At 67.9% G+C, this 20615-nt stretch carries 21 protein-coding genes; 8 read left to right on the top strand and 13 right to left on the bottom strand.

Translation table 11 applies throughout. The annotated features are described in order from the left end of the window. Positions 1 to 1494: 1494 nt before the first annotated feature. From KV381_RS36180 to KV381_RS36175, 3 genes are all read right to left on the bottom strand, one after another. A complete protein-coding gene (locus tag KV381_RS36180; RefSeq protein ID WP_098025820.1) occupies positions 1495 to 2139 on the bottom strand; it encodes a ScbR family autoregulator-binding transcription factor in 645 nt (214 codons plus the stop codon). 613 nt (positions 2140 to 2752) lie between these two features. Further along, complete coding sequence (locus KV381_RS36980; RefSeq protein WP_306438629.1) at positions 2753 to 2971, bottom strand: hypothetical protein; 219 nt, start codon at positions 2969 to 2971, stop codon at positions 2753 to 2755. Between the two features lie 267 nt (positions 2972 to 3238). Further along, positions 3239 to 3703 carry a MarR family winged helix-turn-helix transcriptional regulator gene (locus KV381_RS36175; RefSeq protein WP_218787141.1) on the bottom strand — a complete coding sequence of 155 codons (465 nt, stop codon included), beginning with the start codon at positions 3701 to 3703 and terminating at the stop codon, positions 3239 to 3241. Between the two features lie 431 nt (positions 3704 to 4134). Here KV381_RS36175 and KV381_RS36870 point away from each other — a divergent pair, with 431 nt between their 5' ends. Next, a complete protein-coding gene (locus KV381_RS36870) occupies positions 4135 to 4404 on the top strand; it encodes a transposase (protein ID WP_256995220.1) in 270 nt (89 codons plus the stop codon). Positions 4405 to 4671: 267 nt separating this feature from the next. Next, a complete protein-coding gene (locus KV381_RS36165; RefSeq protein WP_218787360.1) occupies positions 4672 to 4914 on the top strand; it encodes a hypothetical protein in 243 nt (80 codons plus the stop codon). Between the two features lie 292 nt (positions 4915 to 5206). Here KV381_RS36165 and KV381_RS36160 read toward each other — a convergent pair whose 3' ends face one another. The 4 genes from KV381_RS36160 to KV381_RS36145 are packed head-to-tail and all read right to left on the bottom strand — an operon-like array spanning position 5207 to position 8775. Next, on the bottom strand, positions 5207 to 6529 hold the full coding sequence (locus KV381_RS36160; protein ID WP_218787140.1) for a glutaminase: 1323 nt from the start codon (positions 6527 to 6529) through the stop codon (positions 5207 to 5209). Further along, complete coding sequence (locus KV381_RS36155; protein ID WP_218787139.1) at positions 6502 to 6993, bottom strand: N-acetyltransferase; 492 nt, start codon at positions 6991 to 6993, stop codon at positions 6502 to 6504. Before KV381_RS36155 ends, KV381_RS36160 begins: the two co-directional genes overlap by 28 nt. 58 nt (positions 6994 to 7051) lie before the next feature. Further along, positions 7052 to 7708, bottom strand: coding sequence for an NADPH-dependent F420 reductase (locus tag KV381_RS36150; protein ID WP_086778504.1), 657 nt, complete (start codon positions 7706 to 7708; stop codon positions 7052 to 7054). Continuing rightward, on the bottom strand, positions 7705 to 8775 hold the full coding sequence (locus tag KV381_RS36145) for an LLM class flavin-dependent oxidoreductase (protein WP_218787138.1): 1071 nt from the start codon (positions 8773 to 8775) through the stop codon (positions 7705 to 7707). The genes KV381_RS36150 and KV381_RS36145 overlap by 4 nt, the downstream gene beginning before the upstream one ends. Positions 8776 to 9218: 443 nt before the next feature. On the opposite strand from KV381_RS36145, the gene KV381_RS36140 reads away from it, so the two are divergent. Beyond that, positions 9219 to 9530, top strand: a complete 312-nt coding sequence (locus tag KV381_RS36140; protein WP_218787137.1) for a hypothetical protein — start codon at positions 9219 to 9221, stop codon at positions 9528 to 9530. An 84-nt stretch (positions 9531 to 9614) separates the two neighbouring features. Here KV381_RS36140 and KV381_RS36135 read toward each other — a convergent pair whose 3' ends face one another. The 5 genes from KV381_RS36135 to KV381_RS36115 all read right to left on the bottom strand — a co-directional run bounded on the left by KV381_RS36135 (position 9615) and on the right by KV381_RS36115 (position 13300). Continuing rightward, complete coding sequence (locus KV381_RS36135) at positions 9615 to 9854, bottom strand: hypothetical protein (protein WP_218787136.1); 240 nt, start codon at positions 9852 to 9854, stop codon at positions 9615 to 9617. A gap of 328 nt (positions 9855 to 10182) precedes the next feature. Beyond that, positions 10183 to 10335: a hypothetical protein gene (locus KV381_RS36130; protein WP_181008109.1), complete on the bottom strand. Its 153-nt coding sequence runs from the start codon at positions 10333 to 10335 to the stop codon at positions 10183 to 10185. 91 nt (positions 10336 to 10426) lie between these two features. Next, complete coding sequence (locus KV381_RS36125) at positions 10427 to 11383, bottom strand: DUF5996 family protein (protein WP_030627623.1); 957 nt, start codon at positions 11381 to 11383, stop codon at positions 10427 to 10429. Between the two features lie 35 nt (positions 11384 to 11418). Beyond that, positions 11419 to 12144, bottom strand: coding sequence for a flavodoxin family protein (locus tag KV381_RS36120; RefSeq protein ID WP_218787135.1), 726 nt, complete (start codon positions 12142 to 12144; stop codon positions 11419 to 11421). 505 nt (positions 12145 to 12649) lie between these two features. Next, the gene (locus KV381_RS36115; RefSeq protein WP_107491617.1) at positions 12650 to 13300 is read right to left on the bottom strand and encodes a MarR family winged helix-turn-helix transcriptional regulator; all 651 of its coding nucleotides are present in this window, start codon (positions 13298 to 13300) and stop codon (positions 12650 to 12652) included. 304 nt (positions 13301 to 13604) lie between these two features. Here KV381_RS36115 and KV381_RS36110 point away from each other — a divergent pair, with 304 nt between their 5' ends. From KV381_RS36110 to KV381_RS36100, 3 genes are all read left to right on the top strand, one after another. After that, a complete protein-coding gene (locus KV381_RS36110) occupies positions 13605 to 13967 on the top strand; it encodes a nuclear transport factor 2 family protein (RefSeq protein ID WP_030089380.1) in 363 nt (120 codons plus the stop codon). Between the two features lie 54 nt (positions 13968 to 14021). After that, positions 14022 to 14861 carry an alpha/beta fold hydrolase gene (locus tag KV381_RS36105; RefSeq protein ID WP_218787134.1) on the top strand — a complete coding sequence of 280 codons (840 nt, stop codon included), beginning with the start codon at positions 14022 to 14024 and terminating at the stop codon, positions 14859 to 14861. A gap of 342 nt (positions 14862 to 15203) precedes the next feature. Beyond that, positions 15204 to 16949: a carboxylesterase/lipase family protein gene (locus tag KV381_RS36100; RefSeq protein WP_218787133.1), complete on the top strand. Its 1746-nt coding sequence runs from the start codon at positions 15204 to 15206 to the stop codon at positions 16947 to 16949. A gap of 56 nt (positions 16950 to 17005) precedes the next feature. Here KV381_RS36100 and KV381_RS36095 read toward each other — a convergent pair whose 3' ends face one another. Further along, the gene (locus KV381_RS36095; RefSeq protein WP_030080460.1) at positions 17006 to 17992 is read right to left on the bottom strand and encodes a pirin family protein; all 987 of its coding nucleotides are present in this window, start codon (positions 17990 to 17992) and stop codon (positions 17006 to 17008) included. Between the two features lie 61 nt (positions 17993 to 18053). Here KV381_RS36095 and KV381_RS36090 point away from each other — a divergent pair, with 61 nt between their 5' ends. Continuing rightward, positions 18054 to 18530: a carboxymuconolactone decarboxylase family protein gene (locus KV381_RS36090; protein WP_030080462.1), complete on the top strand. Its 477-nt coding sequence runs from the start codon at positions 18054 to 18056 to the stop codon at positions 18528 to 18530. A 328-nt stretch (positions 18531 to 18858) separates the two neighbouring features. Further along, the gene (locus KV381_RS36085; protein ID WP_218787132.1) at positions 18859 to 20598 is read left to right on the top strand and encodes a pyruvate dehydrogenase; all 1740 of its coding nucleotides are present in this window, start codon (positions 18859 to 18861) and stop codon (positions 20596 to 20598) included. Positions 20599 to 20615 lie beyond the last annotated feature (17 nt).

Below are 20615 nucleotides of genomic sequence, written 5' to 3'. Positions count from 1 at the left end.
CACCCCCGGATCATGAACAACAAAGAGGGGGGAAGTCATGCAGGACCTGAAGGCCGGAGGCCTCATTGCGGAGCCACGAAGAAGGTAACGGGGGGTGAGACCGAGCTGGTCCAGGGCGCTGGCCCGGTCTCCGGGGCCGAGGTCGCGGGATCCGTAGGCCTTCGGTCAGCGGAACCCTGGCGTTCTTCGCGTCGGTGCTCACCGCGGGAGCGGCCCACGAAGCGGGCCACGCCGGTCGTCCCTCAGCGCCCGTCTGTCCAGCAGTACCGCCGGACCTGCGCCTTCCGAAGCCTCAGCGGCGCCGGGCGGCCACATCCCCTTGCCCTGGCGTGCGGAGTCTGTACTCGGCCAGCAGGGGTGTCACCGGTTCCGGGATCGTGGATCTTTACCGCAGGGCATACGGATGATCTCGCTGACCTCTTGTATGTGGGCTTCCGGGCGAAGCTCGGCGGTGTTTCCTCGTCGGGTTGGAACCTCGGGCCTCGTCGGCCGTCCTCCCGGTGCGTCGGGCGCCACGAAGGCCGGCCCGGCGGTCGACTCCTGCACATCCATCCCTCGTCACCGCCGCCCAAAGCCCGTACCTCAGCGTTCTGCTGAGCGAACACCCTGGGGCTGCGGGAGGGGGCCGGGAACATGCTGCTGGAGCAAGCAGGTCCGAGCGGACCAGGGTGAGTTTGTGATCATGACGTGCACCTCGTCGGGGCGGTGCCACGCCTGGGGGTGCACCTGGTCGGGTGGGTCGGGTTGCGGCCGGGCGTGACGCGGGCCGGCCTGGTGACCGGCCGTGTGGCCCCGGGCGGGGGTACGTGTTCGTGCGTGCCCGCCCGGTTTCCGCTCCCGGCCGCCCCGGCGGGGCGAGGAAAAGCCTTGGTGACCATCGGGCAGCTGCCCCTGCTCCATGCCCTGTGTGCCGGGCCACCCGAGCAGGCAGCCGGTGCTCTACCGCGGCGCCTTCAGGGACACGGCGGCCGCGGCGGTAGTTGGCCGTTGATCGTTGTCTGCGGTCCCGGACAGCCGATGGTGGCGGCAGCTGACGGTCGAGAGCGTCTGAGGGTTCGTACTGCCGGCCCCCCGGGACAGCGCGGGGCCGAATCGGGCGTGATCCGTGAAGGCGGGCGGGTTCGTATGCCCGGCCCGGGCACGGGGCGGAGGGGCGGATACCGGTACCAGGCCAGATACCGGTGTACCGGGTACCAGCGCCAGGGCAGGTGCCAGGGCAAGGCAGGTGCCCGGGCGGATGCCAGGGCAGGGCCGGTGTCAGGGCGGATGCCGGTGCATCCGGAGAGCCGGCCGGCGGGTCAGCCTGCCGGCCTCCCGGGGCGTGGTGCACCCTGGGGGCGCCCTGCGAAGGGCGGTGCGCCTTGCGGGGATGTACGGGGGTGCGTGGGCGGGAGGGCTCTACGGCGGCGCGGCTCTGCTGGGTCCCCGGGCCCGTGCCGTGGCCGACGGTGCGGTGACCGAGGCGAAGTGGTGGTGGGGTGCACGGGCCCGGGCTCAGCGTGGGCGGGATGTACCCGCAGGGCGACGTGGCGGGCCCAGGCGCAGTCGGGTGAGAACGGCCGGGCGGGCGAGGCCGGGCATGATCAAGGCCCACATGGCGCTGACCTGCTGGTGCAGAGCGTCACGCTCGGCAAGGGCGAGAGCGAGCAACTGCACGCCGCTGTAGCAGCCGACCAGTGTGCGGGCGGCCTCCCCGGGGTCGACGTGGTCCTGGAGCTCGTCGGCGTCCCGGGCGGACTCGAGAGCGGCGGTGACGGCCCCCAGCGACGCCGCGTAGCTGTCGGCGGTCTGGTACGGGCCCGGCTCGATCGACAGGCGTACAGCGGCCCGCAGGACGGGGTCCTCGAGGATACCGGCGGTGTAGTGGTGGCTGATGTCGATCAGAGCCTGGAGCCAGAGCTCGGGGACCGGTCCCGCCGCCATCTGCTCGGAAACCTGCTTGAAGTAGTCGTGCTGGTGAGACAGGATCGCGTCGCCGAGATCTTCCTTCGACGCGAAATGGTGGTAGAAACCCCCGCGGGAGACATTCGCCAGGCGCTGGATCTCCGGAGTCGTCGCACCGGCGTAGCCTTCCCGGTCGAAAACGATTCCAGCGGCCTCGACGATCCGCTGAACGGTCCGCTCACCGCGTTCCTGCATCGTCGTCATGCCTCCCTGAACCGCGTCCGACGCTACCCGAGGCCCTGACACCACGCCTGTCCTGAAACACCCCCCAACCCCAAACACCCGAAAGGGCACCCCGGGGGGCACCCCGCCCAAGGCACCAAAAACACCCCGACTCCAGGCACCAGAAACAACCCCGCCCAGGCACCGGAAACACCCCCGACCGGGCAGGACACTTCCACCATGCCGGGCACGGAAAGACACCCCCACCCCCACCCAAGGCACACGACGAGAAACACCCCACCGGTGCCGAGCAACCCCACACCAACCATCCTCGACACCACCCGCCCACCCATGCCACCCATGCCACCCAGCAATAAACCACCACAAAACCAGAGCACCACAACACCAGAGCCCAGCCGAAAACACACCCCTCGAAACCCCGAACCCCCACACCAACACAAACACAAACACAAACAGACTGAATAAGACTAAACAAGACTGAACAGCCACGACGCACACCAACCAAAAAGAACCACACACCACGAACACACCCAAGACAAGACGAAGGACACACAGCCCAGACAGCCAAAAGACCCCGACAGTCTTCGTTCAGCGAGGCATGCGTCGTCCCCGTACCCGTGCCTTCTCACGCAGGCCCGCGGCCCAGACCCCGTGTCCGGCCGGAATTGGCATGCCTGTCACGGCGGAAACCTGCACGTCCTCGAACGAGGCTCCCGCAGTGGACCCGTGATAAGCCCAGCCCACCCCGACCCCCGCTCGTCTCGGCAAGAACCAGCGTGGTGACGATGAAGCCTTCGGATAGTGCAAGCCAGATAGCATGGCTCGTTCTTCGGTGCCGCGTCAGAAGAGCATCAACAAAGGTCTTGAAAGTCTCGGGGCTGATCTGGCACTAATCTAATGCGTGACGCCCCGTTGGACGGGTTCCACAACGTCTCGTCACCCATATCGAGGTACTGGCACATCCCCGCGCCTCCAGCACGGGCACGGCGACGAGATGCCCTGGGCGAAAGAGGAACGCAAACCGGGCCAGCCAAACGCACGGAGCAAGGTGCCTGCGCGCCCCAGGGCGGCGGCGCTCGCCGTGAGGGGGCAGGTCATCCCAACCAAGGCCTCAGTCGGGCTGCGCCTCCAGGTGAGCGACGACTCGGCTCGAAATCTTGGTGAGCGTGTTCAGCTCGTCCTCGGTGAGGGCGTCGATGAACAGCCGACGGACATGCTCGACGTGAATCGGCGCGGCGCCTTCGATCGCCTGATAGCCGGCCGGGGTGGCAACGATAAAGGACCCACGTCCGTCGTCGGGGCATTCCTCCTTGGCCACCAGACCGCGCTTCGCCATCCGCCCCACCTGGTGGGACATGCGGCTCTTCTCCCACTCCACCAACTTGGTCAGGTCCATGAAGCGCATCCGCCCACCGGCCTCAGTGAGTTTGGCCAGCACGATGAAGTCGGCCGCGGACATACTGGAGTCAGCCTGGACGTGGCGGGAAAGACGTCCGATGAGCTTCTCCTGCATGCGGATGAAGCCGTCCCAGGCGGCCTGCTGCTCCGGGGTCAGCCAGCGCGGTGTTGCGTTCATGGACCAAGCGTATCGAGGCCATCGGCACGTCCTCCATACCGCTGACGCGGCAGGCACCGGTGATTGCCCAGAACATGCTGGTCTGCTCGCACCATTGGCGATACTCATGGATTGTGGCTTGTGGCGCCTCTCACAAAAAGGTCCTGGCTCGCAGTCACACATTGACCGCTCAGGTGTGCAGAGCAGCTCTGCCGGACCTGCGGGGACGGCCTGCGGGCGCGGGCTGCGGGCGGCCGACAGGATCTTGCTGCCACTCGCCCCGGGGTCTTCGATCCCGCGCCCCGGCCGCATCGCGCAGAACGAGGCTGCAAGCAGGCCGCCCGAGCCGGCCGAGGTATCCCGCAGGCGATGGCCCGCCAGTGGCCCTCCAACCGCACTTATCGCTGACGCGACGGCACTGCCGCTGTCGCGCTCACTGCATCGGCTAGGCCATGTTCTTCAAGTCGAATCCGTTCCTCGTCCCGCGTTGTGATGATCTTGGTGTGGAGCGAGGGGACCTTTCTGACGAGCAGTGGTCGGTGCTGGAGACGTTGTTGCCGGTTGCGGAGTTGGGTAGAACGTCTCCGGGCCGACGGAAGCTGATCGACGGCATTCAGTGGCGCGTGAGGACTGGTGCTCCGTGGCGAGATCTCCCGGCGGACTACGGGCCGTGGCAGACGGTCTACGGACTTTTCCGCCACTGGCAGCGCGACGGCACCTGACCAGACTGCAGGCCCGGGCAGACTCGGCTGGCTGATCACGTGGGAGGTCAACATCGACTCCACGATCTGCCGGGCCCACCAGCACGCCGGGGCGCCCACCGCGACAGGCAGGCCCAAAAGGAACTGCCAGGAGGTCTCCAGCTCGAACCGGACGACCACGGACTGGGCTGGTCCCGGGGAGGCTTCATCACCAAGATCCACCTGGCCTGCGAACAGGGCCGGCGGCCCCTGTCACTACGGTGGACAGAGCGAGGAGCAACAACAACGATGGGGGCTCAGTGCCACGGCGCCGATAGTGAGAACGGCGACCGCATTGATGACCCCTTTGAGGGTGTTCCGGTCATGATGATCAGCGACATCAAAGACGCCCACAACACCTTCGTCGTCGTCCAGTCCGACGAGGACGCCCCTGTCTGGTTCGCCTCAGTGGCCGTCCTGGACGAAAGCGGCCACGAGATCGTTCGCGACCTCACCATCTGGATGGCCGCCCGCAGTATCAGCGCTCGCTAGCCCTGAACCTCACCCCGACGTCGCACGTCTGCGGCCTGCTCCCGTGCTGCTGCTGCCTCCGCTCTGGCTCTGGCCCTGTCCTCTTCGAAGACCAGCACGGGGGCCAACGCATCCAAGGCCTCAGCGATCCTCTCCCGCCAGTCAGCGAACTCGGCGGAGCACCCATCGGACGGCTGCCGCGACTTTACAGAGCGGAGACAGCGCAGGGCGTGCTCGAGCACGGGATCAACCACGAGGCTTCTTTCGATCGGTACGCGGTCGACTCCATCGTGCACCACCTTCAAAGCATGGCCTAGCCCCTCCCCCGCAGTCGGCTCCTGTCCCGGGACATGCCCTGCTGCGCGACCACGGCCTTGTCCAGGCTGTCCACGACGGTCACTCGTCCGCCGTCGCCCGGATCGGGGTCGGGCATGATCGATTCCGGGTCGACCAAGTAGACCTCGTGGCCGTCGAGTGTCAGCCGACGCGCGACTTCCAGCAGCATGCGCCGGGCCACGTCATCGATCGCATGGACCCGGGTGAGGTCCAGAGCCACCCCGGTTTCCGGGTACGAGGTGCCCACGGTCTCCCGGATGATCCTCTCGGCTCCGGCGAAGCCGATACCGCCCTGCAGGTGAAGAGCCCGGAGCGCCTCCGGTCCGCTGCCGACGACATGGTTGGTCCGCAAAGCCGCCCGCGCGGTGGCGGGGACCTCCATCACGTGCAGACCCATGTCCGACGAGAACCGTTCGAACAGTGACACCCCGCGAACGCTGTTCCCGTGGTTGTCCAGTCGCGGTGAGAACGTGGCCATGCCGATCTGTCCGGGCAGTGCGCCGATCAGGCCCCCGGCGACCCCGCTCTTCGCGGGGATGCCGACCTGGGTGCCCCAGTCGCCGGCCGCGTCGTACATTCCGCAGCTGAACATGACGCTCAGCACCTGGCGTACCACCGGTTCCGGGACCACCTGCTCGCCCGAGAGAGGGTTCATCCCGCGGTTCGCCAGCGTCGCGGCCATGATGGCCAGATCACGTGTGCTGACGAGCACGGAACACTGGCGGGTATAGCCGTCGACGACAGCCCTCGCGTCCTCTACGAGGATGTGGTGGCTGCGGAGCATGTGCGCGATGGCGAGGTTCCGGTGGGCGTGTTTCATCTCCGACGCGTATACGGCCTCATCGGTCGCCAGTCGACGTCCCGCGAAGGCCGAGAGGCCGTCGACCACGCGTTCCACCCGCTCGGTGGGGTTCAGCGCCTCCACGCCGGCCAGGGAGTGGACGGTGATCGCGCCGGCGTTGATCATCGGATTGCGCGGGCGACCGGTGTCGCTTTCGAGGGAGATCTCGTTGAACGCCTCTCCGGACGGCTCGACACCGACCTTGGCGATCACAGGGTCGAAACCGCGATCCGCCAATGCCAGCGCGTACACGAACGGCTTGGAGATCGATTGAATCGTGAATTCGGTGTCGATGTCGCCGGCACCGTAGACCTCTCCGTCGATCATGGCGAAGGCGGCACTGAGGCGGTCGGGGTCCGCTGCAGCCAGCTCGGGTATGTATCCCGCCAGCTTTCCGGACGTGTCCGGCTGCACAGCGCCCAATACCTCGGTCAGATAGTCGGGAATGATCGACCGCATTCGTCCCCCTCCGTGGAAAATGGCAACCTCGGTTCTGCCGCATGATCCTGCCGCCGTGGCACCGACGCATCGGATCCGCAGTCCTGCGCCTCGCTTCGCGCGGCACGCGTGATCAGTCTGATGTCGTCGGGCAGGGGCTCACGGAAGGCGCCGCCATCCGCGACGAACTCCTTGCCGTGCAGGCGTAGATGGTGAGCCAGTAGCGGGCACAACGGCACGACGGTGTATTTTTCGTCGATGCTGCTGTGCAGGATTTCTTGCATCAGCAGCCTCTCCAGGCCGTGTCCATGGACATCTGAATATATTTCGGTGCGGAAGAAAATCCGCTCTTCGTGCTCTCCGGGAGAGATCACGAAGTCAGCCGTGCCGACAACGCTCTCATCCGCACGACGAACGGAGTAGGAACAGATCGATGGAGTGATGTCGGCCCGGACCATCACGGAAGCGCCGGTTTCTTCGGACATTTCTCGGATCATATGAATGACTTCTCCTGGGAGGAGATCCGCCTCAGGTGCTTTCGGTCTACGAGTGCTCGACGAGTCCCGCCTGAGCGGGGGTCTCGGTAAGGATTCGGAGCTGAGCGGCATCGACGTTGGCGCCGAAGGCGGGTGTTCCGGGTTCGAGCCGGATACCCGCTGCGAGGTCGCCGATGATGAGCGGATCGAATCCGAACGTGTCGACCAGCGCGGACACGGTGGCGAGATCGTCGGGCAGGTGGCCGGCGATCGCGATCGCCTTGCGTCCGGGGGCGCCTGCCGCACGTGCCTCGCCCTCGAGATCGTGGTAGCCCATGTGGTTGAAGGCCTTCACGACGCGGGCACCCTTCAGGAACCCTTGCACGGCCTCGCTCGATGAGGTCTCCGGCGGGAGGATCGTGTCGCGCGGGCCATCGACCTCCCACCAGTGGTTCATCGCGTCGACGACCAGCTTCCCCGCCAGCTCGGGCACGGGGAGCTCTCGGTGCCTGCCGAGCGGAAGAGCGAGGATCACCACGTCGGCGGCGTCCGCGGCCTGGGCCGGCCATACGGCCGTCGCCCCCGGGGTGAGAACCTTGGTGGTCAGCACGATCTTGGCGGGGTCACCGGATCCGGAGATCAGGACCCGGTATCCGGCAGCGCCTGCCCGGCGCGCCAGTACGGTGCCGATCTTCCCGGCCCCCAGAATCCCGATGGTGCTCATCGCTTCGCTCCGGCCGTAGCCGCGGGCTGTTCAGCCAAAAGCTCGCGGACCCGGGGGATGACCTGGGTGCCGTACAGCTCGACCGCCCGAAGCCGGGCCGACGCCGAGACGGTACCGGCGGCGGAGTAGATCAGGTCGAATCGGCCTGCGTCCAGCACCCGGACCGCGTGCGCGATCTTGGTCGCGACCGTCTCGACCGAACCGACGTACAGCGAGCCGTGGTCGACCTCGGCGTTGAACTCCTCCCGGCGGAGCGGCGGCCAGCCGCGCAGCGCCCCGATCCGGTCGCGTGTCTCTTTGTACCCGGGGTAGAAGAGTTCCTTGGCCTCCTCGTCGGTGGAGGCGATGAAGCCGGGCGAGTGCAGCCCGACCGGGCGTGCGGTCGTGCCGAACTCTTCGCTCGCCCGCCGGTACAGATCCACGTAGGGAGCGAACCGGTCGGGAGCGCCGCCGATGATGGCGAGCATGAGCCGGAATCCGTACTGAGCCGTGCGAATCACGGACTGCGGTGTCCCGCCGACGCCCACCCAGGTGTTGAGGCGTCCCGATTCGGTCTTCGGGTACACGTCCGCGGCGTGCAGGGCGGGGCGTGTGGTTCCTTCCCAGGTGACCGGCTTCTCGTCCAGGAGCCGGTGGAAGAGGTCGATCTTCTCCTCGAACAACACCTCGTAGTCCTTCAGGTCGTACCCGAACAGCGGGAACGACTCGGTGAACGAGCCGCGTCCGAGGATCACCTCGGCCCGTCCGCCGGACAGCGCGTCGACCGTGGCGAACCGCTGGAACACCCGCACCGGGTCGTCCGAGGACAGCACCGTCACGCCCGACGCGAGCCGGATGCGCTTCGTGACGGTCGCGATACCGGCGAGCACGGTCTCGGGGCTGGAGATGGCGAACTCCGGCAGGTGGTGCTCGCCCAGGGCGACCACGTCGATACCGACCTCGTCGGCGAGGACCGCTTCGGCCACCGCGGCGCGGATCGCCTCCGCGTGCGAGACGATGGCGCCCCGGTCGTTGCGGGGTAGGTCTCCGAAGCTGTCGATTCCGAACTCGATTGGCGAAGCATCCATCGTGGGCCTTCTTTCAACGCTTACGTGGGCTCAGCGCGAGATCGCACGCTGCTGCGAGGCGAGGTCGGGGCCTGCCCCCTGGGGTGGGCCCGCCCGATCACAGCCCTCTTGGGCGCCCCGCCACTCCCCTTGCAATTAAGTTGACACATCAACTCTGCCATTTTATTGTTTATACGTCAACAAAGAGGTGGGTGGGCGGCGAAGTAGCCGCACGTCAACGGCCTGGCGGGAGTCCGCAGTCGGGCCGACAGGCCCAGGACGGGCGATGCGCCGACCTGAGCGGCAAAGTGGTCAGTGCCGCTCCCCCGAGCTCCGGCAACCTGCGACTGCGGCCAGTCATCGGCGACCGTTCGTGGGCCGAGGCAGTCAGACGGTTCCGTGCGCCGCCATCCGAACGTTCGCCTCGTCGGCCGGATCCCCGGCATTCAAGAGAAGGAAACGCCATGACCCATCCGTTGGTCGGCAAGAGCTACAGGTTCGAACTGGGGCCGCTCAAGGTGAACTTCACGTTCGACTCCCCCTCCCAGGGCAGTTTCGTGGTCGAGCAGGGCGGAGGGCTGGCACCCGACGGCCACACCGAGACCGTCGAGCTGGATCTCAAGAAGATCCGCGAGGGTCTGTACCTCAATTCCTGGACCGAGGCCAGTGGCGCCACCGTGACGCATGTGGAGGACTTCGCGAACGCCACGGTGTACTCCAACGTCACCGTCGACGGCACCCTCTACAACTTCGTCGGGACCATCAAGGAGGCATGACGGCCTCACCGCGCTGCTCGTCATCGGCGAGCAGCAGCGGCGCGGCCACTGCCTTTGTGGCCCGAGCCTCTTGGGCTTCGCCGCTCACGCACCCTCCCCCAGCGGCACCGGCGCCGTCGGCCCGGACGCGTCCCGCTCGCCGAGCTCCGCATCCGGGGAGGCCTCCACGGGGGCCAGGCGCTCGTTCAGGCTGGAGACGACCGTCATGTCGTCCTTCAGGGACAGCATGGCGACCATCGTGCACAGGACGGAGCGCCCGTCGTCGGTGAGCGGCTGCGTGTCCGTGGACCGTGTGTCCGGATCGGTCCCGCCCTCCTCGCTCATGCCGTCACCCCTACCGGCGGCTCCGCCCGGTCCGCCCCGACGAGCGCGGCACCGAGTGCCCTCGCCTCATCCTGCGTGACGTGCGCGAGGAGTCGTACCTCCGCCACCCGGCCCACGGCCTCCGTCCGACCCCACCGTGCCGTCTGCACGGCCGGCTCGCACTTGAGCGCTTTCACCGTGAGATTCCTTCCCATCACATCGTGCGGATCGTGTCCGCACCCCAGCCGTTCCTCGGCCACCGCGAGCCGCGCTTCCGTAGAACCGGGCGATCAGCAGGGCCGTCTGCGCCCAACGGAATCGTGCCCGGCGAACGGTCGGCCCGGTCCGGTCAGGGCCTCTCGCCACCGGAAAGGGCCCTGCCCGTCACGGGCAGGGCCCACAGGTGACCGCGTGCGACCGGGAAGGAGATGCCGCGAGCGGTCTCGCACCCACCGGCGAGCATGCGCCGCGGCTTCCCGGCCTCCATCACGTTCTGCGTCATGAGTCCAGGATCGCCCTGCTCATGCCCGTACGGCAGGGCGAGCTGTCATCGCCGCGCATGACAAATGTCAGCAGCCGGGGCCGGCGACGGGCTACTTGGGCGACCAGCGGGGCGTGGAGGTTCCGTCCCACCGGAAGGGGTCGTCTTCCAATGCGGCGCGGTCCCACTCCCCGAGCACCGCGGCGGCCTCGTAGGTGGTGTGCAGGAACTCGGCGACCGCACGGTCGGGGTCGGGCGCGGAGCGGACGGCCTCGTAGGGCAGCAGGAACTGCTTGAACTCGGGGCTGAAGTAGGCGCTTTCGGGCCCGACCGGGTGATCGGCGAACCCTTCGGGTTCGGGGTAGGCGTACGCGTAGAAGGCTCCTTCCTCGCCGCCGCCGGGCCAGAATCCGCAGCTGGAAAGCTCCCGGGAGTAGCCCTCGACCATGACCCAGTCCCCGCAGTTGGGTGCGCCGCCGGGGTGCGGAGGAGCCGTCCGCCCGGAGAAGCGGGTGCAGGCGAGGTCCATCGCTCCCCAGAAGAAGTGCACCGGGCTGACCTTGCCCACGAAGTGCGACCGGAACTCCCCCATGACCCGGTTCGCCTGCAGCAGCTGTCGCCAGAACAGGGTCGCCGCCTCACCGTCGTAGGAGGCGTGGTCGTGGTCCTCGGCGAAGGGGATCGCCTGCTCGACCTCGTTGGGGTGCGGATGGATCGGGGCCTCGATCCCGAGTGCGTCGAGCGTGTGCCGGACCTGTGCGTAGAACTCGGCCACTGCCATGGGGCGGAGCGGAAAGCCGCGCACACCGCCGTCGCTGCTGCGGACTTCGAGCCGGTGGCCGACGAAGTCGAATTCGATCTCGAACGCCCCGGAGCGGTACGGGATGGTCGATGTCGTCAGTCCGCGGGGGCTGACGTACAACGTCACCTGCCACCAGTGGTTGACCAGTGGTGCGTGGGCCATGCGGATCTTGCCCACGATCTGGGTCCACATGTGCAGGGTGTCGCGGGTCGCCGTCCAGTCGGAGACTTTCAGGCTCGGCCAGTTCGTGGCAGCCGGTGCGGTCATCGCAGCTCACATCCTCGGTAGCGCCTGCAAGCGGGTCAGCGGTATTCGGGATTGGCGTAGTCGGGGCGGCAGCCTGCGTCCCAGGCCGAGCGCTGGTTGCCGTAGGCAGGAAAGCCACCGGTGTTGCGGATCATCGTCGCGGTGTGGAGGAGGTTGTACGTCATGAACGAGATGTTCCGGTTGGCGAAGTCGTTCTCGGGCCCGCCGGATCCCTCGTCGAGGTAGGAAGGGCCCGGGCCGACCTCGCCGAGCCAGCCGGCGTCGGCCTGGGGCGGGACGGCGAAGCCGATGTGCTGCAGGCTGTAGAGGATGCTCATGGCGCAGTGCTTGAGGCCGTCCTCGTTGCCCGTGATCAGGCAGCCGCCGACCCGTCCGTAGTAGGCGTACTGCCCCTCCTCGTTGAGTACGCCGGAGTAGCCGTAGAGCCGTTCGATGACGCGCCGGGTCACCGAGCTGTTGTCTCCGAGCCAGATCGATCCGCCGATGATGAGGATGTCGGCGGCGAGGATCCGCTGAAGGAGCGCGGGCCACTCGTCGGTGTCCCAGCCGTGTTCGGTCATGTCCGGGCGGACACCGGTGGCGATGTCGTGGTCGACGGCGCGGATCTGGTCCACGCTGACTCCGTTCGCCTCCATGATGGCCACGCTGCGGTCGATCACACCCTGGGTGTGGCTGCGCTCGGGAGATCGCTTCAGAGTGCAGTTGATGTACATCGCGCTCAGCCCGCTGAAGTCGGGCTTTTCGATCGCGGGAGCGTTCATCGCGGTGGTCCTTCCGGGTATTCGGTGCTGTCGGCCCCCGAGAGCCGACCTCTTCGTGGCCGGCCTTATGCGTATCCGGCACGGCAGCCTGGCAGCGGGCAGTGCACATGGAGCGCGCTTCCACTCCGCTTCCAGCGGTCTCCGTACAAGAAAAGACATGCCTTCCGGAAGGCGGGCCCGGAGGCGACTCGAGGATGTCCACGACTCGTTCCGGAAATGACCCGACGTCGTGGCCGGAGATTCCCTGGATCCGGTCCTGCAAAACCCTGGGCCGGCCTTGTTCACCCTTCACGCCGAACCGGGCACTGTCCCGTAACTTTCAGAAATTCTGTCCCCCGTGCACAGACAGTAGAGGTTTTCGTCGTCGAATCCTGCGATCACCTCGCACGGCTTGAGCGACCATGCTCCCCTCGGGCGTCGGTAGTGCGCCGAGTCCGGTCTCGGCTCACCTGCTCATGGGACGGCTTGCACCTGCCGCCGTACACTAGCACCGACACTTGACGTGTCAACTAGATGCCGGTCCGCGCCGGAGGACCTGGCCGCTCCTGTCGGCGTCCAGGTTGACGATGATCTTCTCGGCGAGCGTGCGCAGTTGCGCGATCTCGGTCGCGGTGAGGCCCGAGAGCACGACGTCGCGGGCGAAGACGTCCTGCAGTGGCAGCACTCGTTCCACCAGGTCGAGGCCGCGTCGCGTGAGGACGGCCTGATAGGCACGGCCCTTTTCTGGGGTGTCCTCGCGACGGAGCAGACCGGCCGCCTCCAGCGAGCGGAGTGCGTGAGAGAGCCGGCTCTTGTGAAACCGCAGGGCGCGGCCCAGGCGGGTGAGTCCCATCGTGTGCCGGTCCGCGCCCGCGAGCAGCGCGAGGATCTTGAAGTGGCTGTGCGCGATGCCGGCATCGCACTGCGTCTTCCGCTCCAGTTCGGCTTCGACCAGGTGCGCGAGAATCACCAGCGACTGCCAGTTCTCCCGCTGCTCCCCTGCCGCCCGGGGCGTCGCGGCGTCGCCGGATTCAGCGGAGGGAAGGAGTCGGTGCTGTCCGCCGGGCTGCGGCGATACGAGATCGGACAATCGCTTCTCCGCCTCCTCCGGCTCTCCCGGCTTGCCAAACAGCGAAGCCTTCGTATTATTGGGTCCGTCAGTGAGTTGCGAGTTCAACTCACCTCTATGACTGCCCTCGTAAGAGGAATCTAGTCGTGCCGCACGTCAGCTCTCCGGTAAGACGTTCGCGGCATACCCCGGTGCACTGCGGGTGAGGCCGGCCGCCGAATCCGGCGCGCGAATGACGTTCACGGTGACCAGCGGCAGAATCACGGCCCACGGTCCACACCGGATCGGTCGACGTGGACATCGTGGGAATTCACCCGTAGGCCATTCTCGTTCCCCGGCATGACGCCATATTCGATCGCGGCCCTCGGCGGTCGGCAGTTCCGGCCGGCCGTAACCTTCAAGGAGTCCAGGTATGTCGAACAAGGAAACCCTGCTCACAGCCATGCGGGAGCTTTTCCACGACAAGGATGTGACCGCTCTGGACCGCTACTGGGCCGAGCCGTACATCCAGCACAGCCCCAACCTGCCCAACGGGCTGGACGGACTCCGCGCCGCGGTGCCGACGCTGGAGGGCTTCCGCTGGAATCCCGAGCGGGTGTTCGAGGACGGCGACTTCGTCATCGCGCACAGCCGGGTGAGCGGCTGGCACCCCGACGGTGACGCGGCGATCGTCGACATCTTCCGCTTCGAGAACGGCCGGGTCGTCGAGCACTGGGACGTCGTCCAGCCGTACGTCGAGGCGGACCGGACCGTCAGCGGCAACCCGATGGTCTGACCCGGAAACAGAGTTTGACCAGCACGTTCGCCCATCTCGGAAAGGGAGAAGAACATGGGTTACATCACCGTCGGCAGTGAGAACAGCACGCCGATCGAGCTGTACTACGAAGACCAGGGAACGGGTCGGCCCGTCGTGCTGATCCACGGGTATCCGCTGAACGGTCACAGCTGGGAGCGGCAGACCCGGGACCTGCTGGAGGCCGGGTACCGCGTCATCACCTACGACCGTCGCGGCTTCGGACGCTCGTCGAAGGTCGGTACGGGATACGACTACGACACGTTCGCCGCCGACCTGAACACCCTGCTGGAAGACCTCGACCTCCGCGATGTCGTTCTCGTCGGCTTCTCGATGGGTACGGGCGAGCTCGCCCGCTACGTCTCGCGGTACGGGCACGAGAGGGTTGCGAAGCTGGCGTTCCTGGCTTCCCTGGAGCCGTTCCTCGTCGCCCGCGACGACAACCCCGACGGGGTGCCGCAGGAGGTGTTCGACGGAATCGCCGCAGCGGCGAAGGGGGACAGGTATGCCTGGTACACCCAGTTCTTCGCCAACTTCTACAACCTCGACGAGAACCTCGGCAGCCGCATCAGCCAGGAGGCCGTGACCGCGAGCTGGAACGTCGCGACGTCGAGCGCGCCCGTGGCGGCCTACGCGGTCGTTCCCGCCTGGATCGAGGACTTCCGCGCCGATGTCGAGGCGGTCCGCGACAGCGGCAAGCCGGCCCTCATCCTGCACGGAACGGCCGACCAGATCCTGCCCATCGACGCGACCGCCCGCCGGTTCCGCCGTGAGCTGCCCGAGGCGCAGTACGTGGAGGTCGAGGGCGCCCCGCACGGGCTGCTCTGGACGCATGCCGACGAGGTCAACGCGGCCCTTCTCGCCTTCCTCGGCTAGGGCGTGTCCGGCCCTGATCCGCCGGACACGCCCTAGGACGGTCGCAACACCGGCCCCCTTCTCCTCGCCCCGCAGCGGCTGATCGGCCGCAGCGGGGCGAGGAGAAGCCTGTGTCGATCGCGGGCCGGTGCGTCGGTGACCTCACCACCGTGGCGCCGCCCCGGTGGAGTTGGAAGAACGAGTGCACCCGACGGGCGGACCGAAGGGAGTGGGACGAAGGAAGAGACAGTGGTGGGAACGCGAAATGAGCGGCGAACGACCGGCGCCGCTCGGGCCGCTCGCGAAGATTCGGCGCGCGGTCAGCGCGGTCAGCGCGGTCCGGGACGGTCTCCGTGGACGTGGGTGTCCTTCGCTCTTCTGACCGTTGCCGGCTCCGTGGTCTCCTGGCTCAACCGGAGCCCGTGGTGGGGGTGGGTGCTCGTCGCCGCCGCCCTGGGGGTGCTGGTTCTCACCGTACGTTGGTGGCTTCGAGGTCCCGCCCTGCTCAAGGCGGGGGCGTGGCTGCTGGCGGCGGTGTTCGTCTGCACCACGGCCGTCCTCGCCCACCCGTCGCCGCAGAACCGCGTGGCGGGAGGCTCCGATCCCCGGCCGTCCCGGACCGTGCCGACGCGAGAGGGGCCGGTCAGGGGCGTTCTCAACGATGAGCGCGACGTCGAGATCTTCGCCGGGATTCCCTATGCCCGTCCCCCGGTCGGAGACCTGCGCTGGCGTCCGCCGCAGCCCCCCGAGCCGCGTCAGGGGCTGCTCAGCGCCGACCGGTTCTCCGACGTTCCCGTTCAGCCGGCCTCCACTTTCCTCACCCGGGCGCTGTCGCAGGTGGTGGAAGCTCCCTTGGAGAACACGCTCCTCAACCCCTACCCGGTGAGCGAGGACAGCCTCTACCTCAACATCTGGCGCAGCAGGAAGCCCGCCTCGGCGAAACTCCCCGTGATCGTCTACATACCCGGCGGAGGGTTCGCCACCGGCTCCGGCGCCCTTCCGCTGTACGACGGCGAGTCGCTGGCCTCCAGAGGCGAGACGATCGCCGTCACGATCAACTACCGGCTCTGTGCTCGGCTGTCGCAACACGGCGTGCTCGACCAGATCGCCGCTCTGCGGTGGGTCCGTCAGAACATCGCGGCCTTCGGCGGCGACCCGGACCGGGTGACGATCGCGGGTCAGTCCGCCGGTGGCGAGAGCGTGTGCGTCCTCGGGGCGACACCGCGTGCGAAGGGTCTGGTCGACGGCATCATCGGCGGTGGTGGAGCCTGCATGGGGACGCGCGGGAACACCGAGCGGGGCGATCAGTACGACACCGGGCCGGTGGCCGAGGATGCGGGGCGGCGCCTGAGCGAGAAGCTCGGGGGCGCCACCGTGGAAGAGATGCGCCGCATGCCCGTGGAACGGGTGGTGGACGCGGCCAAGTCCCTCAAGAGCCACTGGCGGCCGTCCATCGACGGCCTGGTTCTGGACCGGACTCCCGCGGAGATATACGCGGCGGGCGATCAGCTGGATGTGCCCACGCTCGTCGGCAGCAACGCGGACGAGGCCTCCCTCGCCCTGCTGAGCCCCCCGGACGCCGATGTGGCCGGCTACCGGAAAAAGGTGCGCCAGGAGCACGGCGCGGACGCGGACCTCTTCCTCCGCCTCTACCCCGGCGAGACGGAGGCGCAGGTGCTCGATTCCCTCCTCCAGGCCGAGACCGACAAGATCATGACCCGGGCCATGCGCCGGTGGGGCACCTTGCAGACGCGTACGGGCAAGGCGGACGTCTACGCCTACTACTTCGCGCACGTCCCTCCGGAAGCCGGCCTGAGGAAGTTCGGCGCCTATCACGGGGCGGAGGTGATGTACGCGTACGACAACCTCGGCAAGGACGGCGACGCCGCCTACGGGCAGCGCGACCACACCCTGCGTGACCAGATGAGCGGGTTCTGGATCAACTTCGCGCGTACGGGAGATCCCAACGGGCCGGGGCTGTCGGCCTGGCCCACTTTGCGGGAGGAGGCCGAGAAGGTGATGAGGTTCGATGGCGGCAGCGCCGTCGCACCCCGGCCTCGCCCCGATGCCGTCGACTTCTGGATGCGCTACGACGGGCCTCTCGCGTAACGCATCCCGAGCCGGCGTCGGCCGCCCGCGGGAACACGACTCCCGCGGGCGGCGGTTCAGGAGGTTGGCGGGTTACGGCGCGGCGCGAGCGTCGCGTTGGGCAGTTCCGGGGCGGGCAGCCGCTCTCCGGCGTACCCCTCCACCGTGCCGAAGCGTTCGGACGCCTGCTCCCAGTCCTTGCGGGCCCGCACGATGTCGTCGTGGCTGCGGCCGATGAAGTTCCACCACATGACGATCTCCTCATCGAAAGGCGGACCGCCCAGCAGGATGACTCGGGCCCGGGCGGAAGATGTGTTGCGGACGGTCAGCGAACCGTTGCCCGGAGGGAGGAATCCGAGCTGGGCAGGGCTCAGCGCCGTCCCGTCCAGCTCGATGTCCCCCTCGTCCACCAGGAGGCCGTGCTCGAACGCGGCGTCGACGCTCAGCGCGAGGGAGGCGCCGGCCTCGAGGATCAGCTCCGCGCCGAGCAGCGGTGTGAAGGTGCGCACCGGCGAGACCGCGTCCAGCAGGGAGCCGAGGAACACCTTGATCTCGGCGCCGTCCTTCCGGATCGGCGATGGCACGTACCGCTGAAAGTCCCTTTCCGCCTCGCGGTGTTCGTCCGGCAGCGCCACCCACAGCTGCACACCGTGCAGGACGGTGGTGCGAGCGGTGGAGACCTCGGAATGGCAGATGCCGCGGCCCCCCGTCATCAGATTGATCTCACCGGGGCGCACAAAGGCATGGCTGCCGAGACTGTCCCGGTGCTCCACCTCGCCGTCGAACAGCCAGGTGACCGTCTGCAGGCCGGTGTGGGGGTGCGGCGGGAGATCCATTCCGCCGCGCAGGGCGACGTCGTCGGGACCGTAGTGATCGACGAAGCACCAGGCGCCCACGAAGCTGCGGGCCCGCTGCGGAAGGGTGCGGCGCACGCTCATGGACCGCGGGCCGCCCAGGGGAACATCACGCGGCGTCAGGATCTCGACGCGGCGGAGAGCGGGTTCAGCCGCCTCCGGTCCCCGCGTGCCGTGCCTGCTGACGGGTTCATGTTCGACGTTGCTCATGCTCGACTCTCCAGACATGTAGTTTATTCTTCAACAATACTTCGATCGCAGGGAGAAGACAGTGACCATCACCTCGGCATCGAGCCGCGCCAAGAAGGTGTTCATCGACAAGTTCGACCCCGAAGCGTTCCGCGCTCTCGCACGGACCGCACAGGCCGCCGGGGCGGCGGCCGCCCGCGCCGGCCTGCCGGTCACCCTGGTGGAACTGATCAACCTGCGCGTCTCCCAGATCAACGGGTGTGCCTACTGCCTGCGCGCCCACACCCGCGCGGCGCTCGACGCCGGGGAGAGCCCGGAGCGCCTCGGGCTGCTGCCGGCCTGGCGCGAGACCGAGGTCTTCACCGCCACGGAGCGCGCCGCGCTGACCCTGGCGGAGGAGACGACCAGCCTGAACGGATCCGCGCGGGGCGGCGCGGCCGCCGCGGCACGCGACGATCTCACCGACGAGCAGATCTCGGCGGTGCTCTGGGTCGCCATCAGCATCAACGCGTTCAACCGCGTGTCGATCATGAGTGGGCACCCGGTGAAGGAGGCCTGACACCGGCACGGCCGACGGACCGGCGCACCCCTCCGTGGAGACGAGCCCCGGCCCGCGGCCTCTCCACGAGGGCGCCGACGGCCGCCTGCAGGACCATCCCCTCTGCACCCCGCTCGGCGCCTTCCAGCGATGCGAGACTCGCCCACATCCCCACGGTGCACGCATCGACCCTCTTTTCATGCTCGTCGACGGCCCGGCCGATCCGGCCCCGCCACACCCCCTCTTCAGCACAGCGACGCCCGGGCCGCCACGAAGTAGACGTATCAACTATATTGGCTGCCGATCGTCACACAACACAGGTGTGCAGTGCGAGGGGAGAAGTCCGGCGATGCGGAATCAGACCGTGGCCCAGCAGATGGTGGACGTTCTGCGCCAGGCGGGGGTTGAGCGGATCTACGGCGTGGTGGGCGACAGCCTCAATTCGGTGGTCGACGCGGTGCGCCGCACGGACGGCATCGAGTGGGTCCATGTGCGGAACGAGGAGGCGGCCGCGTTCGCCGCGGCGGCGGAGGCACAGCTGACCGGCAAGCTCGCGGTGTGCGCCGGAAGCTGCGGCCCCGGAAATACCCATCTGGTCCAAGGGCTCTACGACGCGCACCGTTCCGGAGCGCCCGTGCTCGCCATCGCCTCGCACATCCCGTCCCACCAGATCGGCACCGGCTTCTTCCAGGAGACCCACCCGGAAAGGCTGTTCACCGACTGCAGCGACTACTGCGAGATGATCAGCACCCCCGGGCAGATGCCGCGGGTTCTGCGGATCGCCATGCAACGCGCCCTGGGCAACAGCGGGGTGTCGGTCCTGGTGATACCCGGCGATGTCGCACACGACAAGGCCGTCCATCCGACGGGAGCCGGCCACCTGGTCACCGAACGCGGCCGGGTCGTCGCCCCGGCCGCGCAGGTGGAGAAGCTGGCCGACAAGCTCAACGCGGCGCGGAAGGTGATGCTCTTCTGCGGCGCGGGAGTACGGGACGCCCACGCCGAGGTCATGGCGCTCGCGGACAGGGCCGCCGCCCCCGTCGGGCACAGCTTGCGGGGCAAGGAGTGGATCCAGTTCGACAACGCCTACGACATCGGCATGAGCGGCCTGCTCGGCTACGGCGCCTGCTTCGACGCGATGCACGAGGCCGACCTGGTCGTCCTGCTCGGTACCGACTTCCCGTACAACGACTTCCTGCCGCAGGCACGAAGCGTGCAGATCGACCACGACGCAGGCCGCCTCGGCCGTCGGACCGTTCTGGAACTCGGTGTCCACGGTGACGTACGGGAGACGCTGCGGGCCGTGCTCCCGTTGGTCGAGGCGAAGGAGGACCGCGGCTTTCTGCACCGGATGCTGCGCAAACACGCCCGCTCGCTGGAGGCGGTGGTCTCCCCCTACACCCACGACGTCGAGCGGCACACGCCCATCCACCCCGAGTACGCGGCCTCGGTTCTGGACGAACTCGCCGCCGACGACGCGGTGTTCACCGTGGACACCGGCATGTCCAACGTGTGGGCAGCGCGCTATCTGACGCCCAACGGCCGGCGCCGGGTGATCGGTTCGTTCGTGCACGGCACGATGGCCAACGCGCTGCCGCACGCCATCGGCGCACAGTTCGCCGACCCCGGGCGCCAGGTGATCTCGATGTCGGGTGACGGTGGACTGGGCATGCTGATGGGCGAACTGCTCACCGTGAAGCTGCACGATCTGCCGGTGAAGACGATCGTCTTCAACAACTCCTCGCTCGGCATGGTCAAGCTGGAGATGCTGGTCGAGGGGCTGCCCGAGCACGAGACCGACCACGAGCAGGTGGACTTCGCGGCCATCGCCCGCAGCGTGGGCATCGAGTCGATCCGCATCGAGCACCCCGGGGATGTCGCCGAAGGGCTCAAGCGGGCGCTCGCCCATGACGGACCGTTCCTGGTCGACCTGGTGACCGACCCCAACGCGCTCTCCATCCCGCCGCACATCTCGGCCGCCCAGATCAAGGGGTTCGCCTTCGCCGCGGGCCGGACGGTGCTCGACGGGGGCGTCGGCAAGATGCTCGACCTGGCTCGGGCCAATCTGCGCAACATCCCCCGCCCCTGATGCGGATGCGACCCGCA

The sequence above is a fragment of the Streptomyces sp. WY228 genome (assembly GCF_019287315.1).
In the GTDB taxonomy this organism is placed as follows: Bacteria; Actinomycetota; Actinomycetes; order Streptomycetales; family Streptomycetaceae; genus Streptomyces; species Streptomyces caviscabies.
Note: the sequence above shows the minus strand (reverse complement) of the source record. Positions and strands in the feature narration are given on the sequence as shown.

Excerpts from the sequence above, each read along its gene's own strand:
- KV381_RS36165 (WP_218787360.1), top strand. The coding sequence starts at position 4,672 with ATGGGGGCTCAGTGCCACGGCGCCGATAGTGAGAACGGCGACCGCATT.
- KV381_RS36175 (WP_218787141.1), bottom strand. The coding sequence starts at position 3,703 with ATGAACGCAACACCGCGCTGGCTGACCCCGGAGCAGCAGGCCGCCTGG.
- KV381_RS36085 (WP_218787132.1), top strand. The coding sequence starts at position 18,859 with ATGCGGAATCAGACCGTGGCCCAGCAGATGGTGGACGTTCTGCGCCAG.
- KV381_RS36870 (WP_256995220.1), top strand. The coding sequence starts at position 4,135 with ATGTTCTTCAAGTCGAATCCGTTCCTCGTCCCGCGTTGTGATGATCTT.
- KV381_RS36110 (WP_030089380.1), top strand. The coding sequence starts at position 13,605 with ATGTCGAACAAGGAAACCCTGCTCACAGCCATGCGGGAGCTTTTCCAC.
- KV381_RS36130 (WP_181008109.1), bottom strand. The coding sequence starts at position 10,335 with ATGACGCAGAACGTGATGGAGGCCGGGAAGCCGCGGCGCATGCTCGCC.
- KV381_RS36140 (WP_218787137.1), top strand. The coding sequence starts at position 9,219 with ATGACCCATCCGTTGGTCGGCAAGAGCTACAGGTTCGAACTGGGGCCG.
- KV381_RS36120 (WP_218787135.1), bottom strand. The coding sequence starts at position 12,144 with ATGAACGCTCCCGCGATCGAAAAGCCCGACTTCAGCGGGCTGAGCGCG.
- KV381_RS36160 (WP_218787140.1), bottom strand. The coding sequence starts at position 6,529 with ATGCGGTCGATCATTCCCGACTATCTGACCGAGGTATTGGGCGCTGTG.
- KV381_RS36105 (WP_218787134.1), top strand. The coding sequence starts at position 14,022 with ATGGGTTACATCACCGTCGGCAGTGAGAACAGCACGCCGATCGAGCTG.
- KV381_RS36180 (WP_098025820.1), bottom strand. The coding sequence starts at position 2,139 with ATGCAGGAACGCGGTGAGCGGACCGTTCAGCGGATCGTCGAGGCCGCT.
- KV381_RS36150 (WP_086778504.1), bottom strand. The coding sequence starts at position 7,708 with ATGAGCACCATCGGGATTCTGGGGGCCGGGAAGATCGGCACCGTACTG.
- KV381_RS36095 (WP_030080460.1), bottom strand. The coding sequence starts at position 17,992 with ATGAGCAACGTCGAACATGAACCCGTCAGCAGGCACGGCACGCGGGGA.
- KV381_RS36145 (WP_218787138.1), bottom strand. The coding sequence starts at position 8,775 with ATGGATGCTTCGCCAATCGAGTTCGGAATCGACAGCTTCGGAGACCTA.
- KV381_RS36135 (WP_218787136.1), bottom strand. The coding sequence starts at position 9,854 with ATGAGCGAGGAGGGCGGGACCGATCCGGACACACGGTCCACGGACACG.
- KV381_RS36155 (WP_218787139.1), bottom strand. The coding sequence starts at position 6,993 with ATGTCCGAAGAAACCGGCGCTTCCGTGATGGTCCGGGCCGACATCACT.
- KV381_RS36125 (WP_030627623.1), bottom strand. The coding sequence starts at position 11,383 with ATGACCGCACCGGCTGCCACGAACTGGCCGAGCCTGAAAGTCTCCGAC.